The organism is Pseudomonas sp. FP597 (assembly GCF_030687435.1).
Taxonomy (GTDB): Bacteria; Pseudomonadota; Gammaproteobacteria; order Pseudomonadales; family Pseudomonadaceae; genus Aquipseudomonas; species Aquipseudomonas lactucae.
This window is the reverse complement of sequence record NZ_CP117432.1, coordinates 524837-539982: the sequence shown is the minus strand read 5'-3', so window position 1 is coordinate 539982 and position 15146 is coordinate 524837. Positions and strand designations below refer to the sequence as shown.

At 62.0% G+C, this 15146-nt stretch carries 18 protein-coding genes; 15 read left to right on the top strand and 3 right to left on the bottom strand.

Going from position 1 to position 15146, the window contains the following annotated elements; genetic code table 11:
• The first annotated feature begins 12 nt into the window (after positions 1–12).
• Together PSH66_RS02400 and PSH66_RS02395 are read left to right on the top strand one after the other, a co-directional pair.
• Positions 13–1176 carry an MFS transporter gene (locus PSH66_RS02400; protein ID WP_305428307.1) on the top strand — a complete coding sequence of 388 codons (1164 nt, stop codon included), beginning with the start codon at positions 13–15 and terminating at the stop codon, positions 1174–1176.
• Positions 1173–1409, top strand: coding sequence for a hypothetical protein (locus tag PSH66_RS02395; protein WP_305428306.1), 237 nt, complete (start codon positions 1173–1175; stop codon positions 1407–1409). Before PSH66_RS02400 ends, PSH66_RS02395 begins: the two co-directional genes overlap by 4 nt.
• 86 nt (positions 1410–1495) lie before the next feature.
• Here PSH66_RS02395 and PSH66_RS02390 read toward each other — a convergent pair whose 3' ends face one another.
• Positions 1496–1897 carry a type II toxin-antitoxin system HigA family antitoxin gene (locus PSH66_RS02390; protein WP_003171259.1) on the bottom strand — a complete coding sequence of 134 codons (402 nt, stop codon included), beginning with the start codon at positions 1895–1897 and terminating at the stop codon, positions 1496–1498.
• A gap of 81 nt (positions 1898–1978) precedes the next feature.
• On the opposite strand from PSH66_RS02390, the gene trxC reads away from it, so the two are divergent.
• Positions 1979–2413, top strand: coding sequence for a thioredoxin TrxC (trxC, locus tag PSH66_RS02385; RefSeq protein ID WP_078731264.1), 435 nt, complete (start codon positions 1979–1981; stop codon positions 2411–2413).
• Between the two features lie 128 nt (positions 2414–2541).
• Here the strand turns inward: trxC and PSH66_RS02380 are convergent, their stop codons facing one another.
• Together PSH66_RS02380 and PSH66_RS02375 are read right to left on the bottom strand one after the other, a co-directional pair.
• Positions 2542–2763: a DUF6124 family protein gene (locus tag PSH66_RS02380; RefSeq protein ID WP_305428305.1), complete on the bottom strand. Its 222-nt coding sequence runs from the start codon at positions 2761–2763 to the stop codon at positions 2542–2544.
• Positions 2764–3144: 381 nt separating this feature from the next.
• On the bottom strand, positions 3145–3915 hold the full coding sequence (locus tag PSH66_RS02375) for a ParA family protein (protein WP_003171256.1): 771 nt from the start codon (positions 3913–3915) through the stop codon (positions 3145–3147).
• A 327-nt stretch (positions 3916–4242) separates the two neighbouring features.
• Between PSH66_RS02375 and PSH66_RS02370 the strand changes: the two genes are divergently transcribed.
• From PSH66_RS02370 to PSH66_RS02315, 12 genes are all read left to right on the top strand, one after another.
• On the top strand, positions 4243–4962 hold the full coding sequence (locus tag PSH66_RS02370) for a beta-ketoacyl synthase chain length factor (protein WP_003171255.1): 720 nt from the start codon (positions 4243–4245) through the stop codon (positions 4960–4962).
• Entirely contained in the window at positions 4938–5750 is an 813-nt protein-coding gene (locus tag PSH66_RS02365; RefSeq protein ID WP_305428304.1) for a 1-acyl-sn-glycerol-3-phosphate acyltransferase, read from the top strand. Before PSH66_RS02370 ends, PSH66_RS02365 begins: the two co-directional genes overlap by 25 nt.
• Positions 5728–5997 carry a phosphopantetheine-binding protein gene (locus tag PSH66_RS02360; protein ID WP_305428303.1) on the top strand — a complete coding sequence of 90 codons (270 nt, stop codon included), beginning with the start codon at positions 5728–5730 and terminating at the stop codon, positions 5995–5997. The genes PSH66_RS02365 and PSH66_RS02360 overlap by 23 nt, the downstream gene beginning before the upstream one ends.
• A gap of 9 nt (positions 5998–6006) precedes the next feature.
• Positions 6007–6261: an acyl carrier protein gene (locus PSH66_RS02355; protein ID WP_003171252.1), complete on the top strand. Its 255-nt coding sequence runs from the start codon at positions 6007–6009 to the stop codon at positions 6259–6261.
• A complete protein-coding gene (locus tag PSH66_RS02350) occupies positions 6258–6803 on the top strand; it encodes a hypothetical protein (protein ID WP_003171251.1) in 546 nt (181 codons plus the stop codon). The genes PSH66_RS02355 and PSH66_RS02350 overlap by 4 nt, the downstream gene beginning before the upstream one ends.
• Positions 6800–8470 carry an acyl-CoA synthetase family protein gene (locus PSH66_RS02345; RefSeq protein WP_003171250.1) on the top strand — a complete coding sequence of 557 codons (1671 nt, stop codon included), beginning with the start codon at positions 6800–6802 and terminating at the stop codon, positions 8468–8470. Before PSH66_RS02350 ends, PSH66_RS02345 begins: the two co-directional genes overlap by 4 nt.
• A gap of 167 nt (positions 8471–8637) precedes the next feature.
• Positions 8638–9372 carry a glycosyltransferase family 2 protein gene (locus PSH66_RS02340; RefSeq protein ID WP_003171249.1) on the top strand — a complete coding sequence of 245 codons (735 nt, stop codon included), beginning with the start codon at positions 8638–8640 and terminating at the stop codon, positions 9370–9372.
• The gene (locus tag PSH66_RS02335) at positions 9369–10304 is read left to right on the top strand and encodes a glycosyl transferase (protein ID WP_305428302.1); all 936 of its coding nucleotides are present in this window, start codon (positions 9369–9371) and stop codon (positions 10302–10304) included. The genes PSH66_RS02340 and PSH66_RS02335 overlap by 4 nt, the downstream gene beginning before the upstream one ends.
• On the top strand, positions 10288–11829 hold the full coding sequence (gene hutH / locus PSH66_RS02330; protein ID WP_305428301.1) for a histidine ammonia-lyase: 1542 nt from the start codon (positions 10288–10290) through the stop codon (positions 11827–11829). The genes PSH66_RS02335 and hutH overlap by 17 nt, the downstream gene beginning before the upstream one ends.
• Positions 11822–12247, top strand: a complete 426-nt coding sequence (locus tag PSH66_RS02325) for a thioesterase family protein (RefSeq protein WP_003171244.1) — start codon at positions 11822–11824, stop codon at positions 12245–12247. The genes hutH and PSH66_RS02325 overlap by 8 nt, the downstream gene beginning before the upstream one ends.
• Positions 12244–12834, top strand: a complete 591-nt coding sequence (locus PSH66_RS02320; protein ID WP_003171243.1) for an outer membrane lipoprotein carrier protein LolA — start codon at positions 12244–12246, stop codon at positions 12832–12834. Before PSH66_RS02325 ends, PSH66_RS02320 begins: the two co-directional genes overlap by 4 nt.
• Entirely contained in the window at positions 12824–15136 is a 2313-nt protein-coding gene (locus PSH66_RS02315) for an MMPL family transporter (protein WP_042944071.1), read from the top strand. The genes PSH66_RS02320 and PSH66_RS02315 overlap by 11 nt, the downstream gene beginning before the upstream one ends.
• Positions 15137–15146: the final 10 nt, after the last annotated feature.

Here is a 15146-nt window from a genome sequence, read left to right as displayed (position 1 = left end):
GAGCATCACCCAGTGACAACAGCCCTTAAAGTAGTAATGGCCAGAACACTGATCAGCGCTGTTGTATTCGATGCTTTGGTCCCTCTTTCCCCGTTTATAGCCCAAGACCTGAATGTGTCGGCGGCTTACTTTCAAAGCATGCTCGCTCTTTGCCTCGCTGTTTTCGCCTTGAGTCAGTGGCTCTCAACGCCTTTAATCAACCGAGCAGGCGCCTCACTCAGTCTAGCCACCGGCTCAACACTGGTTGCGCTTTTATGCTTGGCGACGACTTTCACCGCAAGCCGCTCGATGCTTTCAATCGCCCTTATTGCAATGTTTGCGGCCAACGCCCTGGCAACTACAGCCTCGCGCTTATGGCTTCACCAGCACCTGGGTCAGACGAAATTTCAAAGTACGACGGCTTACCTGTACGCCGGCATCAGCGTACTTGCTGCGTTGGGTCCGCTGGTACTGATGCTTTCAGCCTCAGCCTGGGGTTGGAGAGGGGTAATGGGCACGCTGGCGGGAGGGCTTCTAGTTGTCAGCCTCTGGCTTTTCTTCCAGCGCACAGAAGAGCCCAGGAATCCACTCGGCTCAACTGCAGCTACCGCCCTTTGGAGGCAGTCGAGGTTCGTCAGCGCATTGCTGATGGGCATATTGATTCAAAGCGCCTTTACCCCGTTAAACCTCAGCAAGGCATTCATCCTTGACGGTGTATTTCAGTTATCTACATCGACCATTGGGGCGATCCTTTCAGCCTGGGCAGCGCTGGTTGCTTCGGCATTTTTTGCCGCAGGCAAAGCGGTCGCGTATTTTACCGAGGCGCAGCGTCTCAAAGTGGGCTTGCTCGTTCAGGGCCTAGGTGCCATAGGAATGGTTGCGGCATGGTTTCAATACGATTTGAGCCTGTACCTGTTTGCCGCTGCGTCGACCAGTTTCGCCTTTTGCATTCTGCTGCCGTTAACCATTGCCCGTGCACTAGACGTAGCACCTTCGCAGCAAGCTGGAGCCTCGGCTGTGTTTGGAAGCGTCACAGTCGCCACCGCTGGATTGACCACAGGGTTGGGTGCTCAGATGCATGCGTCATTATTTTTTATATTGATGCTTGTCCTGGGTGTATGCGCACTGGGGCTCCTACTGCTCAATTTTATTCACCCCGGTGTATCGAATTGTCCTTCGCAAGGAGCCGCACCATGAAATGTTCCGACATCCCGACAAAACTAATAAGCGACACCCGCTTGCGCCTCCTGGCGCCGGTGCTGGATAAAGCCGCTGACATGCACCGGCTGATCGTCTACTTCAGCCAGCCCCATACCGACTTTCTGGCGTGGGCCAACGGCAGCAACCGCTTGGAAGATGCCCGCGCCAATATGCAAACGGCTGTGGATAACTTTAAAACCGTTCAAGGTGGCGCAACGTTGCGGTTTTGAGTACGAGGCGGTGCTTTCCAATACACAGATCGATAACGCAGGGGTAGTGGACGACGCCTGTGTTTATTTATTCACAGGCGCCTCATCTAGATAAAGGTTTCCACTGACACTCCAAAGCGCTCAGCCAGCCAGTGAATCTGATGCAGGTTGAGTCGACGTTTACCGCTAAGGATTTCAGAAACAGCAGACTGCGGAGCAACTCCCGGCAAATCGCTCTGGGTCAGACCGTGCTCTCGCATCATTGAACGCAACACATCGACACCACTGGCAACCGGCATCGGCCAGTGCTCATGATCGTAGCCTTCAATCCAGTCACCAATAATATCCACCAGACCCATTAGTGGGTGAGCTTCGTCTTCGCCCACGATATCCAGTAATTTATCGAGTGCCGCGACCAAAGCGTCATAGTCGTGCTCAGTTCGAGGCCTGCTTAACAACGGAGAAACAAAGGGCCAGTATTCAATAGCCAGTTTTAGATCGTCGTTCATGCTTCATCCTTTTGATCTGATCTTGATAAATCTTGTTGTCGACTCCAGATTGAATCCATTGGCCACCCCCAGGAGCCCCGGATGTCCGAACCTCTTGTAATCCCCTGCCCTCACTGCAACGGCCTCAACCGCATCCCCGACGAACGTTTGGGTGACGCGCCCAAGTGCGGGCGTTGCAAGCAACCCGTGTTGCTGAACAAACCTTTTGAATTGAAACAAGGCGACTACGCCAGCCAGATCAAGGGCGACCTGCCGTTGCTGGTGGATGTGTGGGCCGACTGGTGCGGGCCGTGCAAGTCGTTTGCCCCAGTGTTTGAACAGGCGGCTGGGCAGCTTGCGGGCAAGTGCCGGCTGGCCAAGCTCGACAGTGAGGCCAACCAGCAGTTGTCGGCGCAGTTGGGGATTCGGTCGATCCCGAGTTTGATTCTGTTCAAGAATGGCCGCGAAGTGGCACGCCAGAGCGGGGCGTTTCCGTTGCCGCAGTTGATGAGTTGGTTGCGTAGCCAGGGCGTGTAACCGATCAGGAAAGCACCACCGGACAGTGTGGGAGGGGGCTTGCTCCCGATGGCGGTGTATCAGTGACACATAAGTGCCTGACACTCTGCCATCGGGAGCAAGCCCCCTCCCACATTTTTAACCGCGTTTTACCGTGGGGATAGCGGCGTTTCGCGGTCCATCACCTGGCCGACGAGCATGATGCCCAGCTCACTCAATTGGTGGATGGCCAAGGCCACATCGCGGTGTTCACCGGTGAGGTCGTTGGACAGGCGGAGCAAGAGGGTGCGGACGGAGGAGAAGGTTTCGTAACTGTTGAGGATGAGGGTTTCGGTGGGGAGGTTGGGTGTAACGGTATAAATATTAACCATGAATCGTCTCCGAGTAAGGGAGCCGCAACCAGCCCGCTACTAAACGGAGGGTGGCAGCTGTACGCAGGTTAGTAGACCGGGGAGACGCAACCGGCGCGCTCGAAAGCGCCCTCCGTACAGCCACCATCAATTACCGATGATTTGCTGTACGTCTCACCACGGGCTACTAAACCCGATCACTGAACATTCAGTGACCGGAGAACCTTAAGAGAAGCCCATCCGGACGCACAAGCCGGCCGATTCTGGCTTAGCTGTAGGCATAGAGACAAGGCACAAGGTCCATTGCCAGACCCTTCCTACAGCTTCTGTGGGACAAATCCATTTCCCCTGCTGGAACGCCATACAAGCCCCCCCCCACAGTTTTTTGTGTCGTCGGCAAAATCAGCCGTTTTCCAGCAAGTTATGCAATTCGACAAACTGCTGCGTCAGCTTGTGTCGCGGGTCCAGGTGAATCAGCGGCTTGCTCTCCTGGTGCGACTCGCGCATGCGCACCGAACTGGCCAGGTACACCGGCAACACCGGCAGGCCTTCGGCAATCAGTTCATCGAGTATCTGTTGCGGCAGGCTCGCACGGGCCTGGAACTGGTTGACCACGATGCCTTCCACTTCCAGGCCTTCGTTATGGTCGTCCTTCAACTCTTCGATTTCCGCCAGCAGGCCATACAGCGCCTGGCGCGAGAAACTGTCGCAATCAAAGGGGATCAACACGCGATCAGCGGCAATCAACGCCGAAACCGCATAAAAATTCAACGCTGGAGGCGTGTCCAGATAGATTCGGTCGTAATCCTCGCCCAGCTCATCGAGCAGCTTTCGCAGCTTGTTGATCTTGTGCTTGGCCTCAAGCTTGGGTTGCAGGTCGGCCAATTCCGCCGTGGCGGTAATCACATGCAGGTTATCGAACGGCGTTTCGTAGATATCCACCTTGTTCTTCTTCGAAAACGGCCCGGAAGACAGGGTTTGCTTGAAAAAATCCGCGATCCCCATGGGGATGTCGTCGCCGGTCAACCCGGTGAGGTACTGGGTAGAATTGGCTTGTGCATCGAGGTCCACCAACAGGGTTCGATAGCCTTCGCTGGCGCTGACCGCCGCCAGGTTGCAGGCGATGCTGGACTTGCCCACGCCGCCTTTCTGATTGAACACCACACGCCGCATGGAAAAACCTCCGTGTATCAATAATTATCCGAGTGTAGAGGGCAAAAGCGCCTGTTAGCTACCTCGTTCATCGATGCATCGCTGCAATAAAGTCAGGTCACGTACAGGTGAACAGGAACGGTCCGACAATCCAACCCGACCTTGGGTAAAGGACAATCTGTAAATTCCTCCCACTATTTTGTAATCAGCCGTGAACAATTATTTACCAAAGTTTGCTAGAACCCCACGGCACCGGGATAATGCGCGCCATTCGGCGATTGCTCCCTGTCCCGGTATTCGGGGCCAAACGCTGCACATGGAAGCCCGCAGGGGCGGGATAACTTCTCAGTGATCAACTTCAACATCGCCCAATGGCGCGCCTGGGCCCCTGGCCTGGAGAGTGCGGACGACTGGCACGCCTGGTGCCAGGCCCCGGTGTCGCTGCCCGCCAGCGAAGCCTCGCCCGACGTGTCGTTCTTGCCAGCCATGCAGCGCCGCCGCCTGAGCCGTCTGGCGCGCATGGCCTTCAGCGTGGGCTGGCCGCTGGCCGAGGGCTTGGCGGATCTGCCGCTGGTGTTTATTTCCCGGCATGGCGAAACCCCGCGCACCCTCGACATCCTCAGCGATCTGGCCAACGACCAGCCGTTGTCGCCGACCCAGTTCAGCCTGTCGGTGCACAACGCGGTGATTGGCCTGTGGTCGATCCTGCGCAATGAAACCAGCGAAATGACCGCCCTCGCCGCCGCCGGCGACGGCCTGGAACACGGCGTGCTTGAGGCCGCGGCGCTGCTCAACGAAGGCGCGCCCGCGGTATTGCTGGTGATCACCGAAGAACAACCACCCGAAGCCTATGCCAACTGGATCGTCGATGTGCCCTTTCCCTACGCCCTTGGCCTGCTGCTGACATCAGGCGACGAGTGGCAACTGGAACTCACCCCCGGCACTGTCCAACCCACTCGAACCCAGTGGCCCCACGCCCTGAACCTGCTGCGCACCCTGCTCACCGAACAGGGCGCCTGCCAACATGCCTGGAAGAACCGCGTATGGAACTGGCAACGCAAGGCCTGACCGACAAACCACGGGACGCCTATTACTGGCGCCTGTTCGCCACCGCCGCCAGCTTCACGCTGTTCGGCTTCGGTGGGCTGTGCCTGCGTTTGCTGGTATTTCCATTACTCAGTTGCCTGCCGGGCAGCGCGGAAAAACATCAACGGCGTGTCCGCCACACCATCAGCAAACTGTTCTGGTTCTTTATCCGCATGATGTTTCGTGCCGGTGTGCTGACCTACAGCGTTGAAGGCGCGCAAAAGCTCGGTCGCCCCGGCCAGATGATCATCGCCAACCATCCATCGCTGATCGACGTCGTGTTCCTGATCGGCCTGATGCGCCAGACCAACTGCGTGGTCAAGCAGAGCCTGTTTCAAAACCCATTCATGCGTGGCCCGGTGCGCGACGCAGGCTACATCAGCAATGACGGCAGCGCGGACATGCTCGATGCCGCTGCAGACGCCCTGCGCGCGGGCCAGACCTTGATCATTTTCCCCGAAGGCACTCGCACCACACCCGGCGCGGCGCCTGCCTTTCATCGCGGTGGCGCCGCCATTGCACTGCGGGGTGCGACAATCATCACCCCCGTGGTGATCAAGGTCAGCCCCACCACGCTGACCAAGGCCGAACCCTGGTATCGCATCCCCAAACGCCGTTTTCACTTCAGTTTGCGCGTGGGTGCCGATATAGAACCACAGGCGTTCGCAACACTGGGGCCCGCGCCCCAGGCCTCACGCAAGCTCAACGATTACCTGCATGACTATTTTATTAAGGAGCTCGCCGAAGATGAGCGACCAACACTGCCTTGAGCACGACATAAAGACGCTGATCATCGAGGCCCTGGGCCTGGAGGACATCAGCCCCGACGACATCGGCAGCGAGCAGACCCTGTTCGGCGAAGGCCTGGGCCTGGATTCGGTAGACGCCCTGGAACTGGGCCTGGCAATCCAGAAAACGTACGGCATCAAGATCGATGCCGACGCCAAGGACACACGCAATCACTTCACCAACGTGGCCAGCCTTGCGGCGTTCGTCACGGCCAGACAGGCAGCTTGAGACCGGACCATGCAAACTCGTGACGATATTTTCAACACCCTGCGCGATGCCTTGGTGGAACTGTTTGAACTGCCCCAGGAGCGCGTCACCCTTGACGCCAACCTGTACCAGGACCTGGAAATCGACAGCATCGATGCCGTGGACCTGATCGACCATATCAAGCGCCAGACCGGCAAGAAAATCGCCGCCGAAGAGTTCAAGGCGGTGCGCACTGTGAACGACGTGGTTGAGGCGGTGTACCGTCTGGTCCAGCCCGCCGCATGAGCCGGCTGATCGGCCTTGGCCTGTTGTTGGCGGGGCTGTTGTACCCCTTTGCGGTGTATTACGGCACCGAACACTTTGCGCCATGGCAATTCGGCCTGTTGCTGGGCAGCCTGTGGCTGTTGCGCGCCTTCACCGGCGCACGCCGCCCCGGCAGCCGCTGGATGGCGTTGGCGGTGATCGTGTTCTGCCTGTTGCTGGCCTGGTTCGATAACCCGCATCTGCTGCGCTGGTACCCGAGCCTGGTCAGTGCGTTCATGTTGGCGCTGTTTGGGCTGAGCCTGAAATACGGCCCGCCGATGGTCGAACGCCTGGCCCGCATGACTGAACCGAACCTGCCTGCGAATGCGGTGGTGTATACGCGCCGGGTCACCGTGGTGTGGAGCGTATTTTTTCTGTGTAATGGCCTGCTCGCCGCCGCCCTGACCCTGTGGGCGCCGCTGAGCTGGTGGACGTTGTACAACGGCCTGATCGCCTACGGGCTGATGGGGCTGTTGTTTGCCGTGGAATGGCTGGTACGACAAAGGGTTCGAGGCCGCGTATGAATGGGTTGAAACTTGAGCACCTGCTGCTTGAGCCGCTGCAACAACGCAGGGTCACGACCGAGCCTGCGATGAATCACGCCCAGCTGTGGGAATATTCCCTGAGCCTGGCGGCCGGCCTGCAAGCGCGCGGCATTCAGCGCCTGGCGGTGTACCTGGAAGATGCCGGCAGCCTGGCGATCGCCCTGCTGGGGGCCTGGCGGGCCGGGGTCAGCGTGCTGCTGCCCGCCGATTTGCAAGCGCAAACCCGCCAACGCTGGGCCGATGCCGTCGACGCCTGGTTGACGGAAACGGCAGACCTGGAGGTGTTGTATCAAGCCCCCTTGAGCCCGGCCGCGCTCGACCTCGACACTTGCCAACTAAGCCTGTGTACGTCCGGCTCCAGCGGCGAACCCAAGCGCATCGACAAGACCCTGCGCCAGTTGGCCAACGAAGTTCAAGCCCTTGAGACGCTGTGGGGCGCCGACCTCAAGGATGCGTGCATCATCGGCAGTGTCGCCACCCAGCATATCTATGGTCTGCTGTTCCGCGTGCTGTGGCCGCTATGTGCCGGGCGCACCTTCGTGCGCAAGCAACTGGCCTTCCCCGAAGATTTGCAACGCGCCAGCCGCGAGCACGCGCAGTTCGCCTGGGTGGCGAGCCCGGCGCTGCTCAAGCGCATGGGCGACAACCTCGACTGGCCCGCGCTGAGCCAGGTGTCACGGGTGTTTTCCTCCGGTGGCGCGCTGCCGATCGAAGCGGCCGGCAGCTTGTATGATCGCTTGCACCAATGGCCGACGGAAATCCTCGGCAGCTCGGAAACTGGCGGTATCGCCTGGCGCCAAGGCGCGCAACCCTGGCAGCCGTTTGCCGATGTGCAACTGAGCCAGGATGCCGACGGCGCCCTGCGCATCGCTTCGCCCTACCTGCCCGCCGGGCATATCGAGCACACTGCCGATGCGGCGCGCATCCATGCCGATGGCCGCTTCGAACTGCTCGGCCGCCTGGATCGCATCGTCAAGCTGGAAGAAAAACGCATCTCCCTGCCCATGCTCGAACAGGCGCTGATGACTCACCCGTGGGTCGCTGAAACGCGCCTGGGCGTGGTGCAGGAAAACCGCGCCTCCCTCGGTGCGCTGGTGGTATTGAGCGCCGCAGGCCTGCATGCGCTGCGCAACCAGGGCCGGCGCAGCCTCACCCAGTCCCTGCGCCAGCACCTGAGCCAACATTGCGAAGCCCTGGCGCTGCCGCGTCGCTGGCGTCTGCTGCGCCAACTGCCGCTGAATGCCCAGGGCAAACTGCCCCAGGCCGATATCGAAGCCCTGTTGCTGGCACCACGGCCCAAGGCGCCGGAAGTGCTGGAGCAGGCCGAAACCGATGGCGAATGGACCTTGCAACTCAGCGTTCCGCCGGACCTGGCCTACTTCAGCGGGCACTTCCCGGTCACCCCGGTGCTGCCGGGCGTGGTGCAGGTGGAATGGGCGTTCAACCTGGGCCAGCAACTGCTTGATCTGCCCACGACCTTTGCCGGCATGGAAGTGCTCAAGTTCCAGCAACTGGTGCGCCCCGGCGACACCGTTGAACTGCACCTGCGCTTCGACCGCGAACGCGGCAAGTTGTATTTCGCCTACCGCAACGGCGTTGCCGCCTGCTCCAGTGGCCGGATCCAATTGGTGACCGCGCATGCATAAGCTCTTGTGGCGAGGGAGCTTGCTCCCGCTGGAGTGCGCAGCACTCCCAACCCAGGCACTGCATCTTCCCAAGAGTATTTCGGTCGCCTGCATGGGGGCTGCTGCGCAGCCCGGCGGGAGCAAGCTGCCTCGCCACAAGGTGAGCGGTAATCTTGAGAAGGTCCATCATGCATAACCCCTGCGCCCTGATCCCGGTCTACAACCACGAGGCCGCCGTGCCCGCCGTGGTCAGCAGCCTGTTGACCAGTGGCTTGCCGTGCCTGCTGGTGGACGACGGCAGCAGCCCGGCGTGCGCGGCGGTGTTGGCGCAACTGGCAACCCTGGATAACGTCACCCTGCTGACCCTGCCCCACAACCAAGGCAAGGGCGCCGCCGTAATGGCCGGTTTTCGCGAAGCGGCGCGCCTGGGCTACAGCCATGCCTTGCAAGTGGACGCCGACGGCCAGCATGACCTGCGCGAAGTCGAGACCTTTATCGACACCTCGCGCCGGCACGCCGACGCGATCATCTGCGGCTATCCCGAATACGACGACAGCGTGCCCAAAGGCCGCCTGTACGCGCGCTACCTGACCCACGTGTGGGTGTGGATCAACACGCTTTCGCTGCAGATCCGCGACTCGATGTGCGGCTTTCGCGTGTACCCGCTGGTGCCGGTGCTGGCGCTGATGGACTCGGCCTACATCGGCACGCGCATGGACTTCGACTCGGACATTCTGGTACGCCTGGCCTGGCGCAATCAGCCGATGCGCTGGCTGCCGACGCAGGTGCACTACCCCGCCGACGGCCTGTCGCATTTCCGGCTGTTGCGCGACAACGTACGCATCTCGGCCATGCACACTCGGCTGTTCTTCGGCATGCTGATCCGCGCGCCGATGATCCTGTGGCGACGGTGGCAGGCATGAACGACAGCACCAAGCACTGGGCCGACCGCGAAGAACGCGGCAGCTACCTGCTGATGAAGCTCACCGCCGTGGCCGCCAAGGTCCTCGGCCGCCGGCTGCTGAGCCCGGTGCTGTATGGCATCGTGCTGTACTTTTTCCTGTTCGGCCGTGCCGCGCGCCAGAGCGCCTGGGACTACCAGCGGCGCCTGGCCGAGTGGAGCGGGCGCGACGAGCTGCGCCCGAACCAGCGCAAAGTCTTCGGCCAGTTCATGGCCTTCGCCGACACCCTGCTCGACAAGCTCGACGTATGGAACGGCAAGCTGCGCATCGAGCAGATCGAAATCAACGACCCGGCCAAATTGCGCGGGCAACTGCGTGGCGGGCGCGGGCAGATGCTGGTCGGCGCACACCTGGGCAATCTCGAAGTGTGTCGTGCGCTGGCGGAGATCGGCGAACAAGTGACCATGAATGTGTTGGTGCACACCAAGCATGCCGAACGGTTCAACCGCTTGCTCGGTGAAGCCGGCGCGACCCATTTACGCCTGATCCAGGTCAGCGAGCTGGACCCGGCCACCATGCTGCTGCTCAGCCAGCGCCTGGACGACGGCGAATGGCTGGCGATTGCCGGTGACCGCGTGCCGCTGCATGGCGGTCGCACGGTGCGCGTGGATTTCCTCGGGCATGCTGCGGCGTTCCCCCAAGGGCCGTGGCTGCTCGCCGGCCTGCTCAAATGCCCGGTGAACCTGCTGATGTGCCTCAAGCGGCAGGGCCGTTATCACCTGACCATCGAGCCGTTTGCCGAATCGATCGAATGGAAGCGCAGCACCCGCGAACAGGTGATCGCTCAGTGGACCGCGCGCTACGCCGCTCGCCTGGGCCAGTTCTGCCTGCAAGCGCCTCAACAATGGTTCAACTTTTACCCTTTCTGGAAGACCGATGACGACGCATCTTGAGCCGGTAACCTTTGGCGAACGCCCTCTGCGCATCGAAGACGTGCTGGCCCTGGCCAACCGTCAGGCGCCCACGCAGTTGCAGGGCGATGCCGCGTATCGCCAGCGCATTGCCAAGGGCGCGCAGTTCCTCGACTCACTGCTGGACAAGGAAGGCGTGATCTACGGCGTGACCACCGGCTACGGCGACTCGTGCGTGGTGGCGGTGCCGTTGCAGCACGTCGAAGCGTTGCCGCGTCACCTGTACACCTTCCACGGCTGCGGGTTGGGCAAGCTGCTCGATGCCCAAGCCACCCGCGCCGTGCTCGCCGCGCGGTTGCAGTCGCTGTGCCACGGCGTGTCCGGGGTGCGCGTGGAACTGCTGGAGCGTCTGCATGCCTTCCTTGAGCATGATGTACTGCCGCTGATCCCGGAAGAGGGCTCGGTGGGTGCCAGCGGTGATTTGACGCCGCTGTCCTATGTGGCCGCGACACTGTCCGGCGAGCGCGAAGTGATGTTCCGTGGCGAGCGCCGCCAAGCCGCGGATGTGCACCGTGAACTCGGCTGGACGCCGCTGGTATTGCGCCCCAAGGAAGCCCTCGCGCTGATGAATGGCACCGCCGTAATGACCGGCCTCGCCTGCCTGGCCTTCGCCCGCGCCGATTACCTGCTGCAACTGGCCACACGCATCACCGCGCTCAACGTGGTGGCGCTGCAAGGCAACCCGGAACATTTCGACGAACGCCTGTTCGCCGCCAAGCCGCACCCGGGGCAGATGCAAGTCGCCGCGTGGCTGCGCCAGGACCTGGCCATCGACGCGCCCACCGCGCCGCTGCACCGCTTGCAGGACCGCTACTCGCTGCGCTGCGCGCCCCACGTGCTCGGTGTGCTGGCTGACAGCCTGAACTGGCTGCGGTCCTTCATTGAGATCGAATTGAACAGCGCCAACGACAACCCGATCATCGACGCTGAAGAAGAGCGCGTGCTGCACGGCGGGCACTTCTACGGTGGGCATATCGCCTTTGCCATGGACAGCCTCAAGACCCTGGTGGCGAACGTCGCCGACCTGCTGGATCGCCAGCTCGCGCTGCTGGTGGACGTGCGCTACAACCACGGCCTGCCGAGCAACCTGTCGGGCGCCCCGGCCGACCGCGCAATGATCAACCACGGCTTCAAGGCCGTGCAGATCGGCACCAGTGCCTGGACTGCCGAAGCCCTTAAAAACACCATGCCGGCCAGCGTGTTCTCGCGCTCCACCGAGTGCCATAACCAGGACAAAGTCAGCATGGGCACCATCGCCGCCCGCGATGCGATCCGCGTGCTGGAGTTGACCGAGCAGGTCGCCGCCGCCACCTTGCTCGCCGCCAACCAGGGTGTGTGGCTACGCGCCCAGGCCGAGGACGCGCGCCCGTTACCGCCCGCACTGGCCGCAATGCACGCAGCACTGGCCAAGGATTTCCCACCGGTGATCGAAGACCGCGCCCTGGAAGGCGAACTGCGCCTGTGCCTGCAACGCATCGCCGACCAACACTGGAGGCTGCATGCGTAGCCAAGGCGTATTGCACAGCGACACCGAAATCCTCGTGCCGTTTTTTGATATCGACACCATGAACGTGGTGTGGCACGGGCATTACGTGAAATACCTGGAAGTGGCGCGCTGCGCGCTGCTGGACAAGATCGGCCACAACTACACGGCGATGCTCGAAGCCGGCTACGCCTGGCCGGTGATCGACATGCAACTGCGCTACGTGCGCGGCGCCACCTTCGGCCAGACGATCAACGTGCGCGCCAGTCTGGTGGAGTGGGAGAACCGCTTGAAGGTCAACTACCTGATTACGGACCTGGCCAGCGGCGAACGCTTGACCCGCGCCAGCACCGTGCAAGTGGCGGTCGAGATCGCCAGCCGCGAGATGCAGTTGGCCTCGCCCAAAGTGTTCATCGATGCCGTCGAAAGGGCCTTGTCATGAAATTGATCACCTTCCTCGGCGCACTGCTGCTGTCACTTCAAGCCCAGGCTTTCGACCTGCAACAACTGAGCGACCAGTTAGCCAAACCCAGCGTCATCCACGGCAGCTTCACCCAGGAAAAACACCTGCGCGCGCTACCGCAGCCGCTGGTCAGCAAGGGCACCTTTGTCCTCGCCAAGGACCACGGCCTGCTGTGGTTGCTCAAGACACCGTTGCAACAGGACTACCGCATCAGCGCCCAGGGTATCGCCCGCCGTGACGCCAACGGCTGGCAACTGCTGCCGAACAAGAGCGCCGGGGCCGAGCAGAATCGTTTGTTCCTCGCCGTGCTGCAGGGCGACAGCAGCGGCTTGCAGCGTGACTTCGAACTGCAACTGCAGGGCGAGGCCACGCAGTGGAAGCTCACGCTGATCCCGCGTTCGATGTTGCTCAAACAGGTGTTCAACCAGATCAATATCGACGGTGGCGCGCTGGTGCACAGTATCGAACTGCTGGAAACCCAGGGCGACAGCACCCTGTTGCGCATGCAGGACAGCACCGCCGAGCAACCGTTAAGTGAAGCGGAGCAACACGACTTTGCCCAGTGAGCGCTTGTTGCCGCGCCTGTTTCTGATCCTGCTGGTGGCGGTGCTGGCCCTGGCCGGCTGGCAATGGCGCCATGGCGCGCCGCTGTCGGCCAACCTGATGGAGCTGGTGCCGGGCAGCACGCCGGATGCCCTGGAGCTGCTGGCCGAACAGCGCATGCAGGAGCCGCTCAACCGCGAGATGCTGGTGCTGGTGGGGCACACCGACCGCCAGCAAGCGGTGGCCGTGGCGCAACAACTGGGTGAGCGCTGGCAGGCCAGTGGCGTGTTTGAAAAGGTGCAGTGGAACCTGCAGGCCGACCTGCCGGCACTGCGCGAACAATTGCTGCGCGGCCGCCTGGCAATGCTCTCGGCCAAGGACCGCGAGCAACTGATCGAACAGCCCGACGCGTTTATCCAGCAACGCGTACAGTCATTGTTCGACCCCTTCACCGGCTTCAGCCTGGTGCCGAGCCAGGAGGACTGGCTGGGCCTGACCGGGCGCATCCAGAACAGCCAGCCGCAACGCGGCGCGGTGCAGTTGGATATCGGCAGCGGTGCATTGATCGCCGATGCCGACGGCAAAAGCTGGGTGCTGTTGCGCGCGCGCACCACCGGCAATGCCTTCGATATGAAACTGCCGCTGCAGGTGGCGGATTTGCTTCAGGCCAGTCGCGAACAAGCCGGCCAGCAAGGCGCACAGCTGCTGGCGGCCAGCGGTTTGCTCTACGCGGCCAACGGTCAGCGGCAGGCGACCCGGGAAATGACCTGGGTCGGCGGCGGCGCGACCGTGGGCATCCTGGTATTGCTGCTGCTGGCGTTCCGCCGCTGGCGGGTGTTGCTGGCCTTCGTGCCGGTGCTGGTGGGCATGCTGTTTGGCGCGGTGGCCTGCGTGGCGCTGTTCGGCCATATGCATGTGATGACCCTGGTGCTGGGTTCCAGCCTGATCGGCGTGGCGGTGGATTACCCGCTGCACTACCTGTCGAAAAGCTGGAGCCTCAAGCCGTGGCGCAGTTGGCCGGCGTTGCGCCTGACCCTGCCGGGGCTGAGCCTGAGCCTGGCCACCAGTTGCATCGGTTACCTGGCGCTGGCCTGGACGCCGTTCCCGGCGCTGACACAAATCGCCGTGTTCTCCGCCGCCGGCCTGGCCGGTGCCTACCTGTGCGCCGTGTGCCTGTTGCCGGCGCTGCTCAAGGGTGTCGAACTGCGCCCGGCACAATGGCCGTTGCGTATCGCCGAATGCCTGTGGTTGCTGCGTGAGGCCTTACTCAAGCGCGTCCCCAGCCCGGTGTTGCTGGCGCTGGTGCTGCTGTTCTGCGCCGGTGGCCTGTGGCAGTTGAACAGCAAAAACGATATCCGCCAGTGGATCGGCGCACCGCCGCAATTGCTGCAAGAAGCCCAGGCCGTGGCGCGCATTACCGGGTTCCAGCCCACCAGCCAGTTCTTCCTGGTGCGCGCCGAGAACCCGCAACAGTTGCTGGAGCGCCAACGTGCCTTGGGCCAGCGCCTGGATCAATTGGTGAACATGGATAAGCTCCAGGGTTACCTGGCGCTCACTCAACTGGTCAACCTGCCGGCCGAGCAGCAACAGCTGCGCGATGCCCTGAACACACTCGCGCCGCATTGGCAGCCGTTGCTGGACCTCGGCGTACCGGCCAGCGCCCTGCAAGCCGAAGTCGCACATCTGCAAGCGTTGCCCACCGAAGACATCGACGCCGCGCTGGCAGGTCCGTTGGCCGAACCCTGGCGCACGCTGTGGCTCGGCCCGGTGGACGGCGGCGTGGCGGCAATGGTCAGCCTGCAAGGTTTGAACAACCCGGCGCTGCTGCGCGTGCAGGCGGTGGACTTGCCCGGCGTGCAGTTGGTCGATCGCCTCGGTGATTTGAACCGCGTCTTCGCCGCCACGCAGATCAGCGCCGCCGAATTGAAACTGATGTCGTGTGGGTTGATCGTGCTGCTGTTGATTCTGCCGTTTGGCTTCAGCGGCGCCTTGCGCATCGTTGCCCTGCCCTTGCTGGCCGCGCTGTGCAGCCTGGCGAGCCTGGGTTGGCTGGGCCAGCCGCTGACGTTGTTCAGCCTGTTCGGTTTACTGCTGGTCACGGCGATCAGCGTCGACTACGCGATCCTGATGCGTGAACAGATTGGCGGCGCTGCTGTCAGCCTGTTGGGGACGCTGCTGGCGGCGCTGACGACGTGGTTGTCGTTCGGCCTGCTGGCGGTGTCCACTACCCCGGCGGTGAGTAACTTCGGTTTATCGGTGAGCCTGGGCCTGGCGTTCAGCTTTATGCTGGCGCCCTGGGCCGGTCATCGCAAACACGCCTTATGAATCTGATTAT

Excerpts from the sequence above, each read along its gene's own strand:
- PSH66_RS02335 (WP_305428302.1), top strand. The coding sequence starts at position 9,369 with ATGAACGACAGCACCAAGCACTGGGCCGACCGCGAAGAACGCGGCAGC.
- hutH (WP_305428301.1), top strand. The coding sequence starts at position 10,288 with ATGACGACGCATCTTGAGCCGGTAACCTTTGGCGAACGCCCTCTGCGC.
- PSH66_RS02325 (WP_003171244.1), top strand. The coding sequence starts at position 11,822 with ATGCGTAGCCAAGGCGTATTGCACAGCGACACCGAAATCCTCGTGCCG.
- PSH66_RS02340 (WP_003171249.1), top strand. The coding sequence starts at position 8,638 with ATGCATAACCCCTGCGCCCTGATCCCGGTCTACAACCACGAGGCCGCC.
- PSH66_RS02375 (WP_003171256.1), bottom strand. The coding sequence starts at position 3,915 with ATGCGGCGTGTGGTGTTCAATCAGAAAGGCGGCGTGGGCAAGTCCAGC.
- PSH66_RS02345 (WP_003171250.1), top strand. The coding sequence starts at position 6,800 with ATGAATGGGTTGAAACTTGAGCACCTGCTGCTTGAGCCGCTGCAACAA.
- PSH66_RS02365 (WP_305428304.1), top strand. The coding sequence starts at position 4,938 with ATGGAACTGGCAACGCAAGGCCTGACCGACAAACCACGGGACGCCTAT.
- PSH66_RS02380 (WP_305428305.1), bottom strand. The coding sequence starts at position 2,763 with ATGGTTAATATTTATACCGTTACACCCAACCTCCCCACCGAAACCCTC.
- trxC (WP_078731264.1), top strand. The coding sequence starts at position 1,979 with ATGTCCGAACCTCTTGTAATCCCCTGCCCTCACTGCAACGGCCTCAAC.
- PSH66_RS02390 (WP_003171259.1), bottom strand. The coding sequence starts at position 1,897 with ATGAACGACGATCTAAAACTGGCTATTGAATACTGGCCCTTTGTTTCT.
- PSH66_RS02395 (WP_305428306.1), top strand. The coding sequence starts at position 1,173 with ATGAAATGTTCCGACATCCCGACAAAACTAATAAGCGACACCCGCTTG.
- PSH66_RS02360 (WP_305428303.1), top strand. The coding sequence starts at position 5,728 with ATGAGCGACCAACACTGCCTTGAGCACGACATAAAGACGCTGATCATC.
- PSH66_RS02355 (WP_003171252.1), top strand. The coding sequence starts at position 6,007 with ATGCAAACTCGTGACGATATTTTCAACACCCTGCGCGATGCCTTGGTG.
- PSH66_RS02320 (WP_003171243.1), top strand. The coding sequence starts at position 12,244 with ATGAAATTGATCACCTTCCTCGGCGCACTGCTGCTGTCACTTCAAGCC.
- PSH66_RS02350 (WP_003171251.1), top strand. The coding sequence starts at position 6,258 with ATGAGCCGGCTGATCGGCCTTGGCCTGTTGTTGGCGGGGCTGTTGTAC.